19 protein-coding genes, 2 tRNA genes and 1 pseudogene are annotated in these 19,348 nt (G+C 69.1%); 5 read left to right on the forward strand and 17 right to left on the reverse strand.

Annotation, left to right across the window (positions count from 1 at the left end):
- Positions 1-129 precede the first annotated feature (129 nt).
- Complete coding sequence (tig, locus tag SALPAC6_RS0103360; protein ID WP_018252032.1) at positions 130-1,476, reverse strand: trigger factor; 1,347 nt, start codon at positions 1,474-1,476, stop codon at positions 130-132.
- A 143-nt stretch (positions 1,477-1,619) separates the two neighbouring features.
- Positions 1,620-1,693, reverse strand: a tRNA-Pro gene (locus tag SALPAC6_RS0103365).
- 280 nt (positions 1,694-1,973) lie between these two features.
- Between SALPAC6_RS0103365 and SALPAC6_RS0103370 the strand changes: the two genes are divergently transcribed.
- Both SALPAC6_RS0103370 and SALPAC6_RS0103375 read left to right on the forward strand, forming a co-directional pair.
- A tRNA-Gly gene (locus SALPAC6_RS0103370) sits at positions 1,974-2,047 on the forward strand.
- 305 nt (positions 2,048-2,352) lie between these two features.
- Positions 2,353-2,574: a hypothetical protein gene (locus tag SALPAC6_RS0103375; RefSeq protein ID WP_018252033.1), complete on the forward strand. Its 222-nt coding sequence runs from the start codon at positions 2,353-2,355 to the stop codon at positions 2,572-2,574.
- Here the strand turns inward: SALPAC6_RS0103375 and SALPAC6_RS0103380 are convergent.
- The 4 genes from SALPAC6_RS0103380 to SALPAC6_RS0103395 all read right to left on the reverse strand — a co-directional run bounded on the left by SALPAC6_RS0103380 (position 2,564) and on the right by SALPAC6_RS0103395 (position 5,282).
- Positions 2,564-3,532, reverse strand: coding sequence for an NAD(P)-dependent alcohol dehydrogenase (locus tag SALPAC6_RS0103380; protein WP_018252034.1), 969 nt, complete (start codon positions 3,530-3,532; stop codon positions 2,564-2,566). The genes SALPAC6_RS0103375 and SALPAC6_RS0103380 overlap by 11 nt on opposite strands.
- 10 nt (positions 3,533-3,542) lie before the next feature.
- Positions 3,543-3,824, reverse strand: coding sequence for a hypothetical protein (locus SALPAC6_RS0103385; protein WP_033666881.1), 282 nt, complete (start codon positions 3,822-3,824; stop codon positions 3,543-3,545).
- Positions 3,824-4,174, reverse strand: coding sequence for an ArsR/SmtB family transcription factor (locus tag SALPAC6_RS0103390; RefSeq protein WP_033666882.1), 351 nt, complete (start codon positions 4,172-4,174; stop codon positions 3,824-3,826). Before SALPAC6_RS0103390 ends, SALPAC6_RS0103385 begins: the two co-directional genes overlap by 1 nt.
- Before the next feature lie 514 nt (positions 4,175-4,688).
- Entirely contained in the window at positions 4,689-5,282 is a 594-nt protein-coding gene (locus SALPAC6_RS0103395; RefSeq protein WP_018252037.1) for a hypothetical protein, read from the reverse strand.
- A gap of 131 nt (positions 5,283-5,413) precedes the next feature.
- Here SALPAC6_RS0103395 and SALPAC6_RS0103400 point away from each other — a divergent pair, with 131 nt between their 5' ends.
- Together SALPAC6_RS0103400 and SALPAC6_RS0103405 are read left to right on the forward strand one after the other, a co-directional pair.
- Positions 5,414-6,643, forward strand: coding sequence for a GNAT family N-acetyltransferase (locus tag SALPAC6_RS0103400; protein WP_018252038.1), 1,230 nt, complete (start codon positions 5,414-5,416; stop codon positions 6,641-6,643).
- 22 nt (positions 6,644-6,665) lie between these two features.
- Positions 6,666-6,980: a hypothetical protein gene (locus tag SALPAC6_RS0103405; RefSeq protein WP_018252039.1), complete on the forward strand. Its 315-nt coding sequence runs from the start codon at positions 6,666-6,668 to the stop codon at positions 6,978-6,980.
- 10 nt (positions 6,981-6,990) lie between these two features.
- Here the strand turns inward: SALPAC6_RS0103405 and SALPAC6_RS0103410 are convergent, their stop codons facing one another.
- From SALPAC6_RS0103410 to SALPAC6_RS0103420, 3 genes are all read right to left on the reverse strand, one after another.
- Positions 6,991-7,458 (reverse strand): ribose-5-phosphate isomerase, encoded by a 468-nt coding sequence (locus tag SALPAC6_RS0103410; protein ID WP_018252040.1) that lies wholly within the window; start codon positions 7,456-7,458, stop codon positions 6,991-6,993.
- 104 nt (positions 7,459-7,562) lie between these two features.
- Positions 7,563-8,777, reverse strand: coding sequence for a DUF1015 family protein (locus SALPAC6_RS0103415; protein ID WP_018252041.1), 1,215 nt, complete (start codon positions 8,775-8,777; stop codon positions 7,563-7,565).
- A 134-nt stretch (positions 8,778-8,911) separates the two neighbouring features.
- Positions 8,912-9,535: a mycothiol-dependent nitroreductase Rv2466c family protein gene (locus SALPAC6_RS0103420; RefSeq protein ID WP_018252042.1), complete on the reverse strand. Its 624-nt coding sequence runs from the start codon at positions 9,533-9,535 to the stop codon at positions 8,912-8,914.
- Between the two features lie 217 nt (positions 9,536-9,752).
- Between SALPAC6_RS0103420 and pepN the strand changes: the two genes are divergently transcribed.
- Positions 9,753-12,299: an aminopeptidase N gene (pepN, locus tag SALPAC6_RS0103425; RefSeq protein WP_018252043.1), complete on the forward strand. Its 2,547-nt coding sequence runs from the start codon at positions 9,753-9,755 to the stop codon at positions 12,297-12,299.
- 70 nt (positions 12,300-12,369) lie between these two features.
- On the opposite strand, the gene SALPAC6_RS0103430 is transcribed toward pepN, so the two are convergent.
- The 8 genes and pseudogenes from SALPAC6_RS0103430 to SALPAC6_RS0103460 all read right to left on the reverse strand — a co-directional run bounded on the left by SALPAC6_RS0103430 (position 12,370) and on the right by SALPAC6_RS0103460 (position 19,083).
- Positions 12,370-12,783, reverse strand: coding sequence for a DUF5130 family protein (locus SALPAC6_RS0103430; protein ID WP_018252044.1), 414 nt, complete (start codon positions 12,781-12,783; stop codon positions 12,370-12,372).
- A complete protein-coding gene (ctaJ, locus tag SALPAC6_RS0103435; RefSeq protein WP_018252045.1) occupies positions 12,770-13,057 on the reverse strand; it encodes an aa3-type cytochrome oxidase subunit CtaJ in 288 nt (95 codons plus the stop codon). The genes SALPAC6_RS0103430 and ctaJ overlap by 14 nt, the downstream gene beginning before the upstream one ends.
- A gap of 70 nt (positions 13,058-13,127) precedes the next feature.
- A pseudogene (locus SALPAC6_RS27155) lies at positions 13,128-13,505 on the reverse strand (amidase family protein); the annotation flags it as partial.
- A gap of 184 nt (positions 13,506-13,689) precedes the next feature.
- Positions 13,690-14,580 carry an alpha/beta fold hydrolase gene (locus SALPAC6_RS0103440; protein ID WP_018252046.1) on the reverse strand — a complete coding sequence of 297 codons (891 nt, stop codon included), beginning with the start codon at positions 14,578-14,580 and terminating at the stop codon, positions 13,690-13,692.
- Between the two features lie 9 nt (positions 14,581-14,589).
- A complete protein-coding gene (locus SALPAC6_RS0103445; protein WP_018252047.1) occupies positions 14,590-15,804 on the reverse strand; it encodes a cytochrome P450 in 1,215 nt (404 codons plus the stop codon).
- 139 nt (positions 15,805-15,943) lie between these two features.
- Positions 15,944-16,627, reverse strand: a complete 684-nt coding sequence (locus tag SALPAC6_RS0103450; protein WP_018252048.1) for a TetR/AcrR family transcriptional regulator — start codon at positions 16,625-16,627, stop codon at positions 15,944-15,946.
- Positions 16,628-16,641: 14 nt separating this feature from the next.
- A complete protein-coding gene (locus tag SALPAC6_RS0103455; RefSeq protein WP_223874261.1) occupies positions 16,642-18,099 on the reverse strand; it encodes a DHA2 family efflux MFS transporter permease subunit in 1,458 nt (485 codons plus the stop codon).
- 255 nt (positions 18,100-18,354) lie between these two features.
- Entirely contained in the window at positions 18,355-19,083 is a 729-nt protein-coding gene (locus SALPAC6_RS0103460) for a TetR-like C-terminal domain-containing protein (protein ID WP_018252050.1), read from the reverse strand.
- Positions 19,084-19,348 lie beyond the last annotated feature (265 nt).

The following is a 19,348-nucleotide window of genomic DNA, read 5'->3' on the forward strand; positions in this document are numbered from 1 at the left end:
GCTCGACCGAGTGGCAGAACCCCGGTCGGGACCCTGTTCGCTCTCAGCGCAGCCCCGGTCAGGCGTACCTGAAAACAGGTTTCGGCCGTCGCCCCAGCCAACGGCGGGGACGGCGGCCGAAACCTACGATCATTCCGCGTGGGCGTGCGCGGCCTCGTTCTCGGCGCGCAGGGCGTCGAGGCTGACCGCCTCGCCAGCGGCGTCCTTGATCGTGATGCGATCCATGATCGAGGCCAGGGCCTTACCCCGCCGGACGTCACCGTAGACCGCACCGGCGGCACCGGAGCGGACCAGCTGGTCGTAGAACTGCTGCGGAGCCACTCCGGCGCGCTGCGCCCGGTGCACGATCTCGTGGCCGAACTCGTCGTCGGAGACCTGAACCTCCTCCGCGTCGGCGACGCTGTCCAGCAGGAGCTGGATCTTCACGCCCTGGGTGGCCGCCTCGGTCAGCTCAGTGTTGATCTGCTCCTCGGTCTTCTCCTCGGCCGTGAGGTACTCCTCCATCGAGGCACCGATCCGCTCGAGCTGATCCACCATCGCCGCCTTGCGGCTCTCGACCTCCTCGCGGACAACGCCCTCCGGCGCCGGCACCTCGGCCGCCTCGACAATCTGCTCGAGGGCCTTGTCCCGCGCGGCGTAGATCTGCTCGAGGCGCTTGCTCCGGGTCGCCCGCTCGCGTACGTCGTCGCGAAGCTCCGCCATGGTGTCGAACTCACTCGCCATCTCGGCGAACTCGTCGTTCAGCTCCGGCAGCTCCTTCTCCTTGACCGTACGGACGGTCACCGAGACCTCGGCGTCGCGGCCGGCGTAGTCCCCGCCGACCAGCTGCGTGGTAAAGGTGGTGCTCGCGTCGGCCGCCAGGCCGACGACGGCCTCGTCCAGGCCCGGCAGGAGCTGCTTGCTGCCGACCTCGTGCGAGAGGTTGGTCGCCGAGCCGCCGGGGACCTCCTCGCCGTCGACGGTCGCGTTCAGGTCGATCTGCACGAAGTCGCCCTCGCCAGCCGCCCGCTCGACGGTCTTCAGCGTCGCGAACCGCTCTCGCAGGCTCTGCACCTGCTCATCGATCTCGCTGTCATCGATCTTCAGCTCATCAACGGTCACCTCGACCGTCGACAGGTCGGGGAGGTTGAGCTCCGGCCGGATGTCCACCTCGGCGGTGAAGTTGAGCGAGTCACCGTCCGCGAACTCGGTGATCTCGACCTCGGGGCGGCCCAGCGTCTTCAGATCGTGCTCGCGCACCGCCGAGAGGATGTTCTGCGGGATGGCCTCCTGGACCGCCTCGTTGAGCACGGTGCCCCGGCCGACCCGCTGATCGATCACGGCGGCCGGAACCTTGCCCCGACGGAAGCCGGGAACCTGGACCTGCTGGCCGATCTCCCGGTACGCCTTCTTGAGGCTCGGCTCGAGCTCGACGAACGGCACCTCGATGGCGAGCCGCACGCGCGTCGGGCTCAGAGTCTCGACGGTGCTCTTCACAGGCGTACTCCTTGACGGATCTTGGTGGTCTGGGCGCTGTCTACAGCCCATCGAGTGTAGGCGAGCCGGTACGGCCTGCAGGCAGTGCCCGGGAACCACACGTAGAACGGCGGCACCCGGGTCGACCCGGCCGCGAACGACAGTCGGGGTGGCGGGATTTGAACCCACGGCCCCTCGCTCCCAAAGCGAGTGCGCTACCAAGCTGCGCCACACCCCGTGGCGGGATGCAGTCTATGCCGTCCACGCCACCGCATAGTTCCCCGGGGCCACATCCGATCACGTGTTCCGCCGTGGGGTCGACCGATGGAGCCCACCGGCCGGCTCGGGGTAGCGGCAGCGGCAACCCGTCCGGTCGCACCGCGCTGCCCGGGAGCAGTACTCCCCCGAGCCTGCCCGGCCTACGCCCGAGGTTCGTTTCCCGACCACAGCCATGGGCGGGCTACGCGGAGATCGGCGGCATTGGGTACGCTGTCGGCGCACCTCCACACGGGGGCGTCGCGGGCGTAGCTCAATGGCAGAGCTTCAGTCTTCCAAACTGACGGTGCGGGTTCGATTCCCGTCGCCCGCTCCACACCTTCCGGCCCTGACCACCGGAATGAGCCACCTTGCCCGCGCCCCAGGGGCGACTCAACGCGGCGATCATCCAGATCGACGACGTCGTTTCGTGGGGACCGCCGCCCGCCCCGAGGCGGTCCCGGTGCCGCCGTTCCGGTGGCCCGGGCCTACCATTCGCCGGGGATGGCCGCTGGCGCGTTCCCCGCACCCCGCCAGTGGCACCGCCGAAGAAGTCAAGAGGTAGGAAGCTCCGTGGTCGGATCTACCGATGTAGCCGTCCCTCACCCAACGTCGAGGTGATTCGCTCGTACGGTCACGGAGGTGTTCGCGCCGGCGGTGTGGGCGACGGCCATGCCACTCGCCGTCGCCCTCCACGCCACCGCGCCGTTGTGGTCTGCCGGACTCGGTTGGGGCCTGCTCGCCGTACTGTTCGGCTCCCTCGTGCCGTACGGCATCATCCACTTCGGCGTACGCCGCGGCACGCTTACCGATCACCACCTCTGCGTACGCGAACGAGGGGTGAACGGGACGGTCAGACGGTGATGATGACCTTTCCCCGGGCGTGGCCTTCCTCGAGGTAGCTGATCGCCTCGGACACCTCACTCAGGGGGTAGGTCCGGTCGAGGACCGGGGTGACCTTCCCGGATTCGAGAAGATCACAAAGCGCTGCCAGGTCGTCCCGCTTGGGGCTCGCCACGAAGAACACCAGGCGTTGCCGTACGAACGGCGACAGGGCGAACCCACGGAGCACGCGAGCCAGGGGGCCGAGCAACCCGTCGCCCGAACCGCTGTTCAGGATGAGTGTGCCCCGCGGGGTGAGCATGCGTCGGCAGGCGAGGAGCGGGTGGTTACCGACGTTGTCGAGGAGCACGTCGTAGCGTTGTCCGCGGCGGGTGAACTCCTCCTTGGTGTAGTCGATGACGTGGTCGGCGCCCAGGTCACGGACCAGCTCGACGTTCCGACTGCTGCAGACCCCGGTCACCTCGGCTCCCAGCGCCTTCCCGATCTGCACGGCGAAGGTGCCCACGCCGCCCGCCGCACCGTTGACCAGGAGTCGCTGACCGGGTCGTAGCCGCCCGTGGTGGCGTAGCGCCTGGTAGGCGGTGAGTGCGGCCACCGGAACGGAAGCGGCCTGTTCCGGGGTCAGGCTGGCCGGCTTCTTCAGCACTCCGGCGTCGTGGCGCATCGTGACGTACTCGGCGAACGCCCCCTGCTGCAGGGCGAACACCTCATCTCCTACCTGGAGCGTGGTGACGTTACTGCCCACTGCTTCGACCTGTCCGGCCAGGTCGTGCCCAAGCGTGTTCGCCTTGGGGCGCTTCAGCCCACCCTGGGCCCGGGTGATGTACGGGCTGCCGCGCATCATGTGCCAGTCCACGGGGTTGACCGAGGCGGCCCGCACCCGGACCAGCACGTCGTCCTCACCGACGGCAGGCATCTCGAGATCCTCAAGGGTGAGGACCTCAGACGAGCCGTACGCGTAGAAACGGATGCCTTTCATCGGTTCCCTCTCATTCCACGCTGCGTAGTATTTGTTCGATCGATGCCGTACGGGTTCGTAGCTCGGCGAGGTCAACGGCGCTTCGCTGCTGGGCGTCGAGAGTGTTCTCGGCGAGCTTCTCGAACCGGTGCACGAGCTGACGCAGGTCGTCTGCGCGGGCAGCTGCCCGCTTCTCTTTTCGGCCTTCGAACAGCCCGACGATGACCAAGGCGACCAGAAAGGCCGCCACGATGACCACGACCAGCAGGAAGACTGTCGTTGGCCAGGACATTTCCCCTCCAAGCAGGTCCATTACGTTGACTCCTTGGGTGCGGGACCCTTTCCTGGGTCCGGCCGAGTAAGGCTCTGGGCCGCCTCGGCCACCGTCGATGCGGTCAGGTGCAGGTCGAAGTCGGTGACTTCGTAGTACTTCATCGCTTTGCCATCGTCGGAGAGCTCGAGCCGGCCGGTGATCAGACCTGCCGCCTCCAGCCGCCGTAGATGCATGTGTAGGAGTGGACGACTCACCCCAATCTCGCGGGCCAGCTGGCTCACGTAGTCACGGCGGCCGGCCAAGGTCGCAACAATGCGTAGTCGAATCGGGTTGGCCAGAGCCGCCAGCATCTCGACCAGGTCGTCTCCGGTCGGTCCGCCCACTGCCACAAGACCCCTTCACGTGTCATCTTTTTCTTACACGTGAAAGCCTAGCAGTCCCCACCCCCGCCGGCAACGCTCACCGCTGTTCGACCCGGAGCTACAGCAACAACCGCCCGACCGGCCAGGGCCACGATGCCGACCCACGATCGAGACCGCCACGGGATTCGGGGTGGTCAACAGCGAGGTGGGCGGCGGTTAGCTGGCCGCCACCCGCAGCGCATAGAGCGCAGAGGTCACCACAGCTGGAGCCAGATCCGCCGCTCCTGGTCGGTGCGGGCCACACCGGCAACAGGAGCGATGTGGTCGACGCTCTATTTGGTAAGACCGGATTCGGTAAGACCGGTCAAAAGCTGACGGCAGTTCCCGTGCGCAGGTAGCTGGGCACGGTCAACCGCAGCTACCAGCCCGGCCACTGATGCACACGGCACGGGGTTCCTCGAGTTCAGCTCCAGGCTGAGCCGACCGACTCTCCCGAGCCCCGTTCAACGCCGACGCAGATCGGCGACGAAAGACCCGCCCGTCAGCTGTTGGTGATCCAGCTCCAAAACGAAACCACCCACTCGGTCTGGTTGAGCCATCCGAAGCCGAGACTGACGAGAAAGACGGCCGTCACCAGGTGCGCGCCGCGGGCGCCGCGCCGAACCCGGCCCAGACGCTGCTCCAGCACCACCCGGCCAACCAGCCGGGCGAGGGCGAACAGCCCGGCCGCGACCAGCAGACTCAGCACAAAGATCAACAATGGCGCGGCGAGGTTGCCGCCACCCGAAATCGCCCAGATCCCCCAACAGACGAACGCGAAAAGCGCTCCGCCGGCGCTCCACTCCCGGCCCGGGCGGAGCTGCGCGAGGTGCCAGCTCAGTGGCCGACGCGGAGCCCGCGCCTCCGGCCAGCCCGCCCCGACCTCCTCCTGCTCGATCATCGGGAACGGTGTGGTCCGACGGGCATCGGTCTGCCCCACCGAGGCCACCCCCCGCTGAAAGGCATCCGGCTGCGGCGGCACCCCGACCTCCGGCTGCGGCGGCACCCCAGCTCCCCGCTGCGGCGGCACCCCGACGCCTGGCTGCGGCGGCACCTCGACGGTCCGCTCGGCCCACGGTTGCGTCTGGTCGGCCATGTCGTCCCTCCCCTGGACCGGACGGGGACCGGCAGGCCCCGTCTGACTATCGAGGGTAGCCAGCACACAAATGTGGGTCCGCCACGGTCACCGGGCCTGCCGACCCAGCTCAATGCGCTAGACACGAAGACATGACCTTCGTACCGGACTTCGGCGTCGCCCGTACCGAGGATCTCGAAGAGTTGGGCGAGCTACTCGGCAGCCTCTTCCACAGCAGCTTGGACGCCGAGTCACAGGCCGTTCAGTGGGGCGTCCTGGAGCTCGAGCGCACCCTGGTCGTCCGCGACGACGCCGAGCCGGTGGCGACCGCCACCGCCTTCACCCGCGAACTGACCGTACCGGGGGCGCGCCTGCCCGCAACGCACGTCAGCATGGTCGCAGTGGCACCGACGCACCGCCGCCGTGGCCTGCTCACCGAGTTGATGCGGCGGCAGCTCCGCGACGTACGCGACGCCGGCGCCGAGCCGGTCGCGCTGCTGTGGGCCAGCGAAGGACGGATCTACCCACGCTTCGGGTACGGCCTGGCCTGCCAGCAGTTAACGGTGGAGTGTGAGACCACCGAGCTACGCCTGCCCGGGCCCACCGCCGCTGAAGGTCGTCTCCGCCTGACCAAGCCGGCGCGCTGCCGGGCCGAGCTGGCCCGGGTCTACGACCGGGTTCGGCCCGACCGGCCCGGCTGGTCCAGCCGCAGCGGGGTGTGGTGGAACTTTGTCCTCGCCGACCCGGCCGCCCGCCGGGAGGGGGCCACCGAACGTCGAGCTCTGCTGCACGAGGGCTCCGACGGCGTCAACGGGTACGCGCTCTTTCGCACCCGCAACGCCTGGGACGCGGTCGGACCGAAAGCCGTCACCATGGTTGACGAGGTGGTGAGCGGCGATCCGGCCGCCCTTCTGGCGATGTGGCGCCTGCTGCTCACCCTCGACCTGACCCGCCGGCTCACGCTGCGCGGCATACCGCTGGACGACCCGCTGCTGCGGCTGCTCAACGAGCCACGCCGGCTCGACGCGCGGCTGACCGACGCCCTCTGGCTGCGGGTGGTGGATCTGCCGGTGGCCCTCTCCGCCCGACGGTACGCGACCTCGGTTGACGTGGTGCTGGAGGTCACCGACGACCTGCTGCCGGAGAACACCGGCCGGTGGCGGCTGACCGGCGGGCCGGACGGGGCCACCTGCGTACCCAGCGCCGGGGCAGCCGACCTGGCCTGCGACATCCGGGCCCTCGGTGAGCTGTACCTGGGCGGGACCGAACTGGGTCAACTAGCCGCTGCCGGCCGGGTTCGGGAACTGCGGCCCGGTGCCCTGGCCACCGCTGGGCCCGCCTTCGGTTGGCACCGGGCTCCCGCCGCCATGGAGATCTTCTGACGCCGCGGGGTACGGTCAGTTGATGGGTGACGTGGAGCGACGACGGCGGCACCGGCAACCCGCTGACCGCACCGTCGAGAGCCCGAACCCGGCCCGGACAACGGCCGGGGGGCAGAGCGGCGGCCGACCGGCCCGAGTCCGCCGGGGCGGTGCCGAGGAGAGCGAACGCGGGCTGCGGGGCCTGGTCGGCGCCGGCTCGTCGCAGGTGAGCGTGACCGCGGCGATGCGGGCTCGGGACGCCACCCAACCGACGGAGCAGGACCTGGCGGAGGCGGAGGCCCGGGTAGTCCTGGTCCGCCGGAACTGGGTTCCGCGCGAGGACCTCCCCCGTCGGTGAACGGCCCGGTTCAGGGCAGGTCCGGGAGCTTCCGGGTGCGCTCGTAGTCGGCCACCTGGTCGATGCGGCGGACGTGACGCTGACCTCCGGAGAACGGGGTGGTCAGAAACGCCTCGATGATGGCGGTGGCCTCATCGAGGGTGTGCTGCCGCGCGCCGATCGCGACGATGTTGGCGTTGTTGTGCTCCCGGGCCAGGTGTGCGGTATCGATGCTCCAGGCCAGCGCGGCCCGGATACCATCGACCTTGTTCGCAGCGATCTGCTCACCGTTGCCGGAGCCCCCGATAACCACGCCGAGGCTACCCCGGTCGGCAACCACCCGGTCGCCGGTGTGTAGGCAGAATGCCGGATAGTCGTCGTCCGGGTCGTAGGCGTGCGGGCCGACGTCAACCACGTCGTACCCCTCCTTGGCCAAGTGGTTGGCCAAGTGCGCCTTCAGCTCGAAACCGGCGTGGTCGGATCCCAGGTAGACACGCATACTGGGCAGTCTGACAGGGCGTGTCTCCGACCGACGCTCGCGGGTCGGTCGGAGACACCTTCGGCACAGTCCGGAAAGACGGCCGACAGCCCGGGTGGATGCGCCTATCTTCCGCGCTGTCCGGGCAGCAACTCGGCGACGACCAGTCCGCCCCGGGCCTTCGGGGTGAACCAGGTGCTCTTGCGGGGCATCTTCTCCCGCGCCAGGTTCACCGCGACGAAGTCGTCCACGGTCACCGGTGCGACGAGCACGGCCAGCTCGGCGCGGCCGGCGTCGACCTCACCGGTGAGCCAGCTCGCCGGGTAGTCGCCGCCGACATAGGTGATCCGCTTGTTGCCCGGGTCCAGCCCCAACGCGTCCCGCAGCAACAACCGCTCGACCAGGGCATGGTCCAGGTTCTCCAGGCGCCCCGCGCCGACCTGGGGCAGGCGTACGGCGTACGCCGCATCGGGGAGCCGGAGGTGGATGGTGCCGCCGGCCGCCGGGACCTCGACCGGGCCGTCGATCGGCTCGACGTGGGCGCCGGCGGAGCGAAGCCGGTCGATCAGCTCATCCGGGCTGGTGGTGAGCTCGTCCACCAACCGGTTGTACGGGGCGATGGCGACCGAGGCCGGCGTGGTGACCACGGCCAGGAAGCGCGGTAGCCCGCCGGTCTGGGCCGCGAGGCTGCGGTGGTTGCCGTCGGCGACGACCAGCTCACCGCCGCCGGCCAGGGCGGTCAGCTCGTCCTGCTGCTCGCCCGGACCAACCAGCCAGATGGCGTGCGTCCGCCCGGCCTGGTCGGTGTCGGTCGCGGCTGGCGCCCCGGCCCGGTCTGCCGCCGCCGCGAGGGCGGTGTGCAGCTCGTCGCCGCGGCCGGTCTGCAGCAGGAGCACCGGCGAGAGCAGATGCCCCAGCGCCTCGGCCAAGGCCACCCGCTCGCGCACCTTGGCGATGAAGACATCCTCGTTGCGGATGACCAGACCCGGCTCGGCGGCGCTGGTGGAGATCTGGTCGGTATCGACCATGACGAACAGCCCATAGCCGGACTCTTCCTGTGGGGCGCTGATCCGGTAGAGGACCACCACCTGCTCGGCGGGGGTGTAGCTCCCCGCCGCCTTCGCCTCGGCGAGCCGGGCTACCGCCTCCGGGAGCGCTTCGAGAAACGTCTTCCCCCGACTCTCCGGGGCGCGGTGCGGCATCTCGATGCCGAGGGCGCTGTGCGGATTCACCTCAATGATCGAGGTGATCTCCGCGTCGTCGGCGAACTCGTCGTAGTTCTGCGCGCCGGTGCCGCCAGTGGTGATCCAGGCCCGGGCGATTGGGTGGGCGACTGTCATGCCCGCTGACGCTACCGGTATCACTCACCTCCGGTGCCCGGGCCCACCCGCCGTGCACCGGAGCAACCCGCCGGCATCGACGGTGCTGCGGGCCCCTGCCATCCACCCGGCGATGCTCGGGGCCCGCCTCGCACTCAGTCGAAGATGGGGCCGAGCTCGCGGGAGCGCTTGAGTTCGAAGAACCCGGGCGTGCCGGCGACCAGCAGGACGCCGTCCCACAGCCGGCCGGCGGCCTCGCCCCGGGGAGCCGGAGTGACGACCGGGCCGAAGAAGGCGACCGGGTTCCCGTCCGGGCCCGGGGCGTGGATGACGGGGGTGCCGACGTCGGTGCCGACCGGCCGCATACCCGCCTCGTGGCTGGCGCGCAGCGCGCCGTCGTACTCGGTGCTGTCGGCGGCTCCGGCCAACTCCGGATCCAGTCCGGCGTCGGTCAGGGCAGCGGTGAACAGCTCCCCGGTGAGCTGCTCGGACTGGAGATGGATCCGGTTACCGAGCGCGGTGTACAGATCCCGCAGCACCCCGGTGCCGTACCGCTGCCCGGCGGCGACACAGACCCGAACCGGACCCCACCCGGACTTCATCAGCGCCTGGTACTCCGCGGGCAGGTCCCGGCCCTCGTTGAGCACAGACAGGCTCATCACGTGGAAGCGGATGTCCACCGCCCGGACCCGCTCGACCTCCAGCAGCCAACGAGAGGTGATCCACGCCCACGGGCAGATCGGGTCGAACCACATGTTGACAGTGACACGCTCACTCACAGTCAAGTCCCTTCACGACCGGTGCGCCGATTCTCGGCGCCTGCACCGATCCTCGCCGCAAGTTCCCAGGTACAACACGAAATGAGACCGTAACCTGGCCCACCCACCGGCCCGGGTGCGTGTAAGACTCGACTCGCGCGACCGCTACGAGCGGTTGCCCGACGACGCCGCGGTCGGCGTGCGGCGAGACGAGAGATGGAGACGAACAGTGCCGGGAGTGCGCAACCTGACGCAGGCGGAGGCCGCCGAGCGAAGCCGGCTACTCGAGGTGACCGGATACGACATCAACCTGGACTTGTCAAACGCAGTGCAGGCCGAAGGCCACACGTTCCGGTCCCGGACCGAGGTCCGGTTCCGGTGCAGTGAGCCGGGTGCGAGTACCTTCATCGAGGTCGCCGCGCATTCGGTCCGGTCGGCCACCCTGAACGGCTCCCCGCTGGAGCTGGGTGGCTGGTCGGCGGAGGAGGGGCTCACCCTGCCCGACCTGGCCGCCGAGAACACGCTCGTGGTGGATGCGGACTTCGCGTACTCCAACAGTGGTCAGGGGCTACACCGGACGGTGGATCCGGTCGACGGCGAGACCTACCTCTACAGCCAGTTCGAGACGGCGGACGCGCAACGGGTCTACGCGGCCTTCGACCAACCCGACCTGAAGAGTGTCTACACCTGGCATGCCACCGTGCCGGAGCACTGGAAGGTCGTCTCCAACATGCCGGTGGAGCGGGAGGAGCCGGCCGGCGAGGGCCGCAAGACGGTCCACTTCGTGGAGTCGGTGCGGATGAGCACCTACATCACCGCGCTCTGCGCCGGGCCCTACCACGAGGTGCGGGACAGCCACGACGGCATCGACCTGGGCGTCTTCGTTCGCGCGTCGATGGCACAGTACCTGGACGCCGACGATCTCTTCCTGATCACGAAGCAGGGCTTCGACTTCTTCCACGCCCAGTTCGACATTCGGTACCCGCTGCCCAAGTACGACCAGCTCTGGGTGCCGGACTTCAACGCGGGCGCGATGGAAAACTTCGGCTGCGTCACGCACGCCGAGTCGGCGTACATCTTCCGGTCCCAGGTCACCGACTTCGAGTACGAGCAGCGCGCCAACACTATCCTGCACGAGCTGGCGCACATGTGGTTCGGCGACCTGGTCACCATGCGCTGGTGGAACGACCTCTGGCTGAACGAGTCGTTCGCCGAGTGGGCCAGCCACTGGTGCAACACCCACGCGACCCGTTTCTCCGAGGCGTGGACCACCTTCCTCTCCGTCCGGAAGAACTGGGGTTACCGACAGGACCAGCTCTCCTCCACCCACCCGGTCTACTGCGAGATGCCGGACCTGGAGGCGGTCGAGGTCAACTTCGACGGGATCACGTACGCCAAGGGCGCGAGCGTGCTCAAGCAGCTCGTCGCGTACGTGGGCGAGGAGCCGTTCGTGGCCGGGCTCCGGTCGTACTTCCGCAAGCACGCCTGGGGTAACGCCACCTTCGACGACCTGCTCTCCGAGCTGGAGGCGGCCTCCGGGCGAGAGCTGCGCAAGTTCGCCACCCAGTGGCTGGAGACCGCCCAGGTGAACACGCTGCGCCCGGAGGTGACGATCGGCGCCGACGGCAGCTATCAGCGGGTTGTGGTCCGCCAGGAGGCGCCGGCCGACCACCCGACCCTGCGTACCCACCGGATCGGGGTCGGCCTCTACGACCGCACCGACGGCCGGCTGGTCCGCCGCGAGCGGTTGGAGGTTGACGTCGTCGGCGAGACGACCGAGCTGACCGAGCTGGCCGGGGTTCCCGCCGCAGACGTGCTGCTGCTCAACGACGACGATCTGACCTACACCAAGCTGCGGCTCGACGAGCGGTCGATGGCCACCGTGGTGCAGCACATCACCGGCTTCGAGTCGTCGCTGGCGCGGGCGCTGTGCTGGACTGCCGCGTGGGACATGATCCGCGACGCCGAGCTGGCCGCCCGGGACTACGTGGCGCTGGTACTCGCCGGCCTCCCCGCCGAGACCGACATCAACCTGGTCACCGCCACCCTACGGCAGGTCACCACGGCGCTCACCTTCTACGCCGACCCGACGTGGGCACCGAGCGGCTGGGCCGACCTGGCCCGGACCGCGAAGACCGCCCTCGCTGCCGCCGAGCCGGGCAGCGGCTTCCAGCTCGCCTGGGCTCGGGCGTACGCCGCCGCCGTTCGGTCGGGTGAGGACCTGGCGACGTTGCGCGGCTGGCTGGAGGGGAACGGCGTGCCATCCGGCCTGCGCATGGACACCGAGCTGCGGTGGACTGTGCTGACCGCGCTGGTGACCAACGGCGCGGCCGGCCCCGATGACATCGAGGCGGAGCTGGCCACCGACCGCACTGCCAGCGGCGAGCGGGAAGCCGCGCACGCCCACGCGCTCGTGCCGACGCCGGAGAACAAGGCAGCCGTCTGGGCCCGGTTGACCGGTCCGGAGCCGCTGCCGAACTGGCGGCACCGTGCGCTGTTGCAGGGCTTCGCTCACCCGACGCAGGTCGAGCTGGTCCGCCCCTACCGGGAGCGGTACTTCGCCACCATCGCGCAGGTCTGGGCCAGCCGAGACAGTGAGCCGGCACAGGAATTCGCCCTGCTGGCGTACCCGGCATACCTGGTCGAGGAGGAAACCGTGACAGCAACCGACGGGTGGCTAGCCGGCGAGGGACAACCAGCACCACTGCGGCGGCTGGTCGCCGAGGGCCGCGACGGCGTCGTCCGGGCCCTGAAAGCCCGGAACCGAGACGCCCGAAGCGGCTGACACGCAACGGCCCGGGGCCGCTGCGCAGCGTTCGCTGCGCAGCGGCCCCGGGCCGAGCACGTGCCAGGTTTCAGCAGCCCCTACCAGCGTGGCTGGCCAACTGGTCAAGGCCGGTGACGATCCCACCGGCCAGATCACCGCCACCAAAAGCCGCCACCATCGACAACGCAGCCAACCGCACATACGTATCCGGCACACGCCTACGCGCATGCCGGCCAGTAACGATCTCCAGCCGCCGCTGGTTCGGCGACACCGCGACCAAGACCGACCGGTCAGGATCAGCCAACTGACGATGCAACCGCTCAGCGTCCTCCCGGACCGGCTCCTCAAGACCACCGACGAAAATCGAGAAGGTCAACCCCGTACTCTGATCCGCCACACGCATAGCCTCATCCACCCGAAGCAACTGACGGGTCGAGAACGGGCCATCCAACCCCGGCGCCGCCGCCACCTCAGACGACGACGGCAACTCACCAACGGTCACTTGCGCCTCCGGTCTCACCAACCGACACCCTCTGGCCGGCCTGCTCCTGCCCACGACCCGACAACGCAGACACCTGCACACCAACAGCCAGCGCCGTACCCGCCGAATCAGCCAACTCCTCCGGACCACTCACAAACCACACCGGAGTGAAATCAAAGGGCCGGCCAGGCCGGTAGCGCTTACCACCACCACCAACACCACGACCGCTGGCAGCGTACGCCACCCCAGCGATGACCAACACAGCCACCACCGGAACCCCGACGAAGACCAACACCGTATCCGTTACAGACAATCCCAACGCCCCCAGGCGAAAAAGAGACCAGGAATCCGGGTCGGGTGGACAGTCATGCGAACAATTCCCCGACTCCGCTCGGAGTATTCACGTTAGCGGAGTCAACCGCCCGCCAGATTGCGGGGTGGCGACCCCACCCCCCACCAAGCCGCTCCAGCTGAGCAGCAACAGCAAGCAACCGCCCATCATCACCCAGCCGACCACTCAGAAGGACCCCAACCGGCAACCCACCAGCAGTACCACCCACCGGAAGCGACACCGACGGACCACCCGTAACATTAAACACAGCACAATACGGCGAAAACCGCCGCTGACGGTCAAAATCATCCGCCGGATCACAACCATCAGCAAACCAACCCACCGACGCCTGCGGCACAGCAAGAGTAGGACAAAGCAGCAGATCACACCCCGCAGTCCGACGCATCCCGAGCGCGGCCCGCCCGCCGCACTCGGCCCAGGGTGTGCATTTCGGTCGACCCGGTGTCACTTGACAGCGTGATCGCGGGGTGGTTGGTCGCCGTCGAGGTCGGGGTGACCGGCCACGCCGTCTGGACGGGCGCAGCGCCGCGAGCCGTCCGGGCCGGGCAACGGCTTCGGCCCGGACGGCGGGTGGGTCAGCCGGCGACCGGCCGTGCCGGCGTCGCCGCGAAGCGGAGTATCAGGTCGTTGAGCCGCTGCGGGGCGGTCAACGCCAGCCCGTGCGAGGCACCGGGCACGACGACGAGTTCGCTGCCGGGAATCGCGCGGGCGGTCCGCTCGCCGCAGAGCGCCAGTGGAGCGAACGGGTCCTGGTCGCCGTGCACAATCAGCGCCGGCACGTCGACCGCGGCGAGGTCCGCGCGCAGGTCGGCGGTGAACAGCAACTCGTACACGGCCCGGCTGACAGTGGGCGAGCATTGTAGGGACAGGTCGCAGAACCATCTGACGAACTCGGCGGAGACGGTACCGGCACCGTCGGCCGACCCGGCACCGTTACCCACCGCGGCCACGGGCGGCGCGAGTGCCGGACCGAAGAACGCCGGCGCGATCTGCGCGACGAAGTGGGGCCGGTCCTGCAGGAGCCCGGTCACCATCTCGTCGAGCACGGCCCGGTCCAGCCCGTCCGGATTGTCGGGGCCACGCAGCAGCATCGGGGTGACTGTGGCGACCATGACCACCCCACCCACCCGCGCCGACCCGTGCCGGCTGAGGTAGCGGACAATTTCCCCGCACCCCATCGCACCGCCGACCAGGATCGCGTCGCGCAGGTCGAGATGTCGGATCAATTCGTCGAGATCGTCGGCGAGGTGGTCGTAGTCGTAGCCGTGCGCCGGCCAGTCCGACCGGCCGTGTCCCCTGCGGTCGTAGGCGACACACCGCAGGCCGCGGTCGGTCAGGTAGGGCAGTTGAAGCTCCCACATCTGCGAGTTCGCGGTGGCGTTGGCCAGGAAGACCAGGGGACGGCCGGTCTCGGCGCTGTCCAGGTGGTAGAGACTCGTCCCGTCCCGAAGGGTGAGATACGGCATTCTGACCCCCTACCAGGCGACCGGAAGGTTCTCGACGCCGTGGAACACCGTGCCGCGGCGGAACAGACTGGGCACGTCGTCGGTGGCCAGCCGGAGCCCCGGCAGGCGGGCGAACAGCGTGCGCAGGGCGATGACCATTTCCAGCCGCGCCAACGGCGCACCCTGGCAGTAGTGCGGCCCGTTGCCCCACTGGAGGTGATCGCGGGGTGAGCGGGTCACGTCGATCCGGTTCGGCTCCGGAAAGACCGTCGGGTCGTGATTGGCGGCCGGGATCGAGATCACCACCGCGTCACCGGCCCGCATCTGCACCTCGCCGAGAACCAGATCCTCGGTCACCAGGCGTACGATCCCGTCCTGCGAGATCGACCAGTATCGCATCGCCTCTTCGATATACTCAGGTAGCAGCCTGCCGTCGTCAGCGAGCACCTGGGCACGCAGCCCCGGGTCGAGCAGCAGACTGAGGATGTTCAGAGCGATCTGGTTGGTGGTGGTCTCGTGACCGGCGACGAGGACCAGCCGGGCGATGCCCACCAGTTCGTCCATGGTGATATCGCCGACGGCCAGGTTGTTGACGGCCAGCTGGCTCATCAGGTCATCCTGCGGCTCCTTGGCCTTGCGCGCGGCGAGTTGACCAAGGTAGTCGGTCATCTCCCGATAGGCGGCGAAGGATACTTCCGGGTCATCCTGCGATAGGGTCACCCGGGTCTTCTCCACGAAGAATGCCGAGTCCTCGTCAGGCACCCCGAGGAGGCTCGCGATGACCAGAGTGGGCAGCTTGCGGGAGAAGGCGTCGTGCAGGTCGGCCGGGCACGGCCCGGCCACGAAGGCGTCGAGGAGGTCGTCCGTGCGCCGCTGTACGGCCGGTACCAGCTGCCGTACCCGTCGTGCGGTGAACTGGCTGGCGATCATTCCCCGCAGCCGACCGTGCTCGGGGTCGTCCATCCGGAGGAACGACGAGGGTCGTTCCTCCTGCGGCACCTGGATCCGGACCGGCGCGCCGGGCAGCAGTTCGTCGGCGCTCAGCCGGGGGTCCATCAGCGCCTGGCGCACATCGGGATAGCGGGTGACCAGCCAGGCCCGGCGCTCTGACGCCGCTCCGGCTGGGATGATCACCGCGCACGGCGGCGCCTGGCGCAGCTGCGCCAGGATCGGCGGGGGTGTGCCCCACTCGGTGCGCGCGAATGGCCAGGTGAGCACTTTCTCTTCGGCTTGCAGCAGGGTCATCGGGCCTTCCAATCGTCAGAGGGCATGGGGGTGGCATGCTTGGCGAAACGAATTTCCGTATCGGTTCTGCCGTCGTAGGGCGTACGGGCGCCACCGGCCGGTCGGGCCGATGACGCCCCAGGGACCAGGGACTCGCCAGCTAGCGCGGCAGGCCGACGTAGTGGCCCATCGCCGCAGCGGCGTGGTCGAAGAAGGCGTCCGGATCGGCGGCGAAACCCTGCACGTGCCCGTAGGCGGCGAAGCTCACCATGCCGAGCAACTGCGTCCAGGCGACGAGCATCCGGGCGATGACCGCTGGCGGCAGGCCCGAGAGCATTCCCTCGCCGAGCGCCGCGACGTTGCGCGACATTCCTTCGGACATCGGCGGGTCCTGCGGGTGGTCGCGCAACTGGCCACTCTCGGCGGCCTCACGCAGCAACCCGATCAGCACCTGGGCGGCACGGGCACCCGCGACCATCGTCTCCGGCGGAGCGCTGTACCCGGCGATCGGTGGCCCCCAGATCAGGGCGTACCGCTCGGCGTCGGCCTGGGCCCAGATCCGGATGGCCCGGCAGGCTGCGACCCACCTGTCCAGCGGCGACCCCCCCGACTGCCGCGCACCGTTCTCCGCGCCGTCGCCCATGGCGTTGTACGCGTCGAGCACCATCGCGGTCAACAGGTCCGCGCGGTCTGGAAAGTGCGTCCGCAGTTGTTCGACGGTCAGACCGGCGGCGAGGGCCAACGTGCCCGCTTCGAGGCCGGCCGGTCCCTGCTCGACGAGGTGCCGATGGGCCGTCTGCTTGATCCGCTCCACCGTCTCGGTCGAGGCTATGTCTGGTTCCATGATGGTCTCCCTGTTCAGGGCGTTTGTCGATGCCGTGGCATGAACTGAATGAGCACCGCGATCACGACCGCGAACGCGATGAGTCCGATAAGCCCCGCGAGGAAGGCGTCGGCGTAGGCCAGTGGAGCGGCAGTCAGGTCGAGGACGCCGTAGAAGATCACACCGATGGCCGCCACGCCCACCGCACCCCCGACCTGCTGGGAGGTGGCCAACACGCCGGATGCCGCGCCGGCGTAGCGGGGATCTATTCCCGCCAGCACGGTGTTGGTCAGCGGTGCCAGGACGAAGCCCATTCCGGCCCCGGACAACGCGAAGGCCGGAACGAGGACCGCCAAGTCGGGCGTGATGCCGATCCGGTCGACCGTGAGGTAGGTGAGGGTCAGACCGACCGTCATCACCACTGCGCCGATGGTGAGAACGTGCCGGCCCAGTCGACGGGCGAGCGGCTCGGCGGCCAGGGAGGCGAGGAAGTAGCCGACCGCGATCGGCGTGAACAGGATGCCCGACGCCAGTGGTGCGACTCCCTGACCCTCCTGCAGGTAGATCGCCAGGAACAGGAAGAACGACCCCATCAGCATGTTGAACAGGACGGTGACCACCAATCCGATGCTGAAGGCGCGGGCTCGGAACAACTGCATGTCGATCAGAGGGTCGGCGCTACGGGCCCCGAGCCGGTTCTGGTGCACGGCGAAGAGCGCCAGCAGTGCCACCGAGCCGACCATCATCAGCCAGGTCCACAGAGGCCAGTCCCGGGCCTGCCCTTCGACCAGCGGCAGCACGAGAGCGACCAGGCCGACGGTGACCAGCAGAGTCCCGACAAAGTCGAGCCGACCACGACCCTCTGCCCGCGACTCGGGCACGTAGCGCAACGTGAGCGCGAACGTGAGCAACCCGACCGGGACGTTGACCAGGTAGCAACTCCGCCAGCCCAGCCCGGCCACGTCGGCTTCGATCAGCAGTCCACCGATCAACTGGCCACAGACGGAGGCGAGGCCCAGGGTCATCGCGTACGCGGTGAAGGCCCGGGCGCGGTGCGCTCCGGTGTAGACGACGCCCAGGATGGCCAGGCCCTGGGGCATCATCAGTGAGGCGGACAGCCCTTGCGCGATCCGCGCGCCTACCAGGAACTCGGCGGTGGGAGCGAGTCCACAGGCCGCGGAGGCGAGCGTGAAGGCCGCCAGCCCGAGGAGGAACATCCGGCGACGGCCGAACAGGTCGCCGAGCCGGCCGCAGATGATCAGACCGGCGGCGAGCGCCAGCCAGTAGCCCGCGATGATGAACTGAATCGCGGCCGGGCTCGCACCGAGTTCACGCTGGGTGGACGGAATCGCCACGTTGACGATGAAGAAGTCGAGGGCGACCATGAAGGTCGCGGCGAGGATGACGGGCATGGTCGCCCAGTAGCGGAGGCCGTGCGCCGGCCGACCCGAACCGGGCGGCTCCACCACCGTTGAGGTCGTCGATTCAGACAAGATTTTCTCCCAGTTCAGGTCACCTCAGATAGTGCAGGGACGGTGCGGTTGGTGTCGATTACGTGACAGGTAAGTCCCTGCGTGGGGCCGCAGCGCGACTCGGGCCTGGGTACGGCCTGGACACACGGAACCGTCACCCGTGGTGCGGGGTGCCAGCTGCGCGGGGACCGTGCGCGGGTGACCGCACACCCACCACGGGCACGGTGAGTTCCCGCGCCGGATCTCCCGCGCGAGGCACCGCCGACCGGGTGCCGCTCAGTCGGTGACCGACGGCCGGCCGCCGAGCAGCCCCACATACCGGCCCATGGAGTTCGCCGCGTGATCGAAGAACGCACCCGGCTCCGGTACGTAGCCCCGCCCCTGCCCGTAGACGGCCAGGCTGACCATGCCCAGTAACTGCGTCCAGGCGACCAGCATGCGGGCGATGACCCCCGGCGACAGGCCGGCGAGCATGCCCGCCGCGAGAGCGTCGATGTTGTGTCGCATCCCGTCGGACAGCGGCGGGTCCCCGACTGGGAGGGGGCCGCATCCGTCGCGTATGCCCGATCGCTCATTCGCCTTCTGGACGATCCCGGCGAGCGCCAAGGGTGCCCGGGCTCCGGCGACGACGGCCTCGTCGGGTGGATCGTAGCCGGTGATGGGCGGCCCCCAGATCAGGGCGAAACGGTCTGGGTTCGCCTGGGCCCACATGCGAACGCTTCGACACGCGGTCACCCATTGCCGCATGGGATCGGCACCGGCCCGGGCGGCTCGCAGCGCGCCCACCTCCGCGCTCTCGCCAATTCCGTTGTGAGCGTCCACCAGCAGCGCGGTGAGCAGGTCCTCGGGCTTCGGGTAGTCCCGGCGGATATCATCGGGAGGTACCCCCGTGGCGGCGGCGAGGCCGGAGGGGGCGAGGCCAATCAGGCCTTGCGCGATGACACGACGCAACGCCTCACCCGTGGCCCGACCGTTGAGCCGGCACCTCTCGGGCTGGTCTTGCATAGGTGTTCCTCCCTACCATGGCGCATAGGCGTCGCACGGGGCAGATCCTGCCCCGTGCACACCGATACCAAACAGACACCGCTCATAATCGATTGACGAGAGCGTTCCGACCCACCGCTCCCGGCGTATGCCATCGCACGTCACGGCCACCTCACCGCCCCTCGTTTCCGCTCCGGTTGCAGCGTTCTCGAGGGGGTTCACCAGCCGGCGGCCACCGGCAGATCATTGCCGGACCGAGCGCCGGTTGTTCCCGGCCAGCCAGCAA

This window comes from Salinispora mooreana (assembly GCF_000379065.1).
In the GTDB taxonomy this organism is placed as follows: Bacteria; Actinomycetota; Actinomycetes; order Mycobacteriales; family Micromonosporaceae; genus Micromonospora; species Micromonospora mooreana.

Bases quoted from the DNA above. Each gene is read 5' to 3' on its own strand.
- SALPAC6_RS0103405 (WP_018252039.1), top strand. From the start codon at position 6,666: ATGGGTGACGTGGAGCGACGACGGCGGCACCGGCAACCCGCTGACCGC.
- SALPAC6_RS0103400 (WP_018252038.1), top strand. From the start codon at position 5,414: ATGACCTTCGTACCGGACTTCGGCGTCGCCCGTACCGAGGATCTCGAA.
- SALPAC6_RS0103380 (WP_018252034.1), bottom strand. From the start codon at position 3,532: ATGAAAGGCATCCGTTTCTACGCGTACGGCTCGTCTGAGGTCCTCACC.
- SALPAC6_RS0103450 (WP_018252048.1), bottom strand. From the start codon at position 16,627: ATGGAACCAGACATAGCCTCGACCGAGACGGTGGAGCGGATCAAGCAG.
- SALPAC6_RS0103385 (WP_033666881.1), bottom strand. From the start codon at position 3,824: ATGGACCTGCTTGGAGGGGAAATGTCCTGGCCAACGACAGTCTTCCTG.
- SALPAC6_RS0103440 (WP_018252046.1), bottom strand. From the start codon at position 14,580: ATGCCGTATCTCACCCTTCGGGACGGGACGAGTCTCTACCACCTGGAC.
- SALPAC6_RS0103445 (WP_018252047.1), bottom strand. From the start codon at position 15,804: ATGACCCTGCTGCAAGCCGAAGAGAAAGTGCTCACCTGGCCATTCGCG.
- SALPAC6_RS0103415 (WP_018252041.1), bottom strand. From the start codon at position 8,777: ATGACAGTCGCCCACCCAATCGCCCGGGCCTGGATCACCACTGGCGGC.
- SALPAC6_RS0103410 (WP_018252040.1), bottom strand. From the start codon at position 7,458: ATGCGTGTCTACCTGGGATCCGACCACGCCGGTTTCGAGCTGAAGGCG.
- SALPAC6_RS0103460 (WP_018252050.1), bottom strand. From the start codon at position 19,083: ATGCAAGACCAGCCCGAGAGGTGCCGGCTCAACGGTCGGGCCACGGGT.
- SALPAC6_RS0103395 (WP_018252037.1), bottom strand. From the start codon at position 5,282: ATGGCCGACCAGACGCAACCGTGGGCCGAGCGGACCGTCGAGGTGCCG.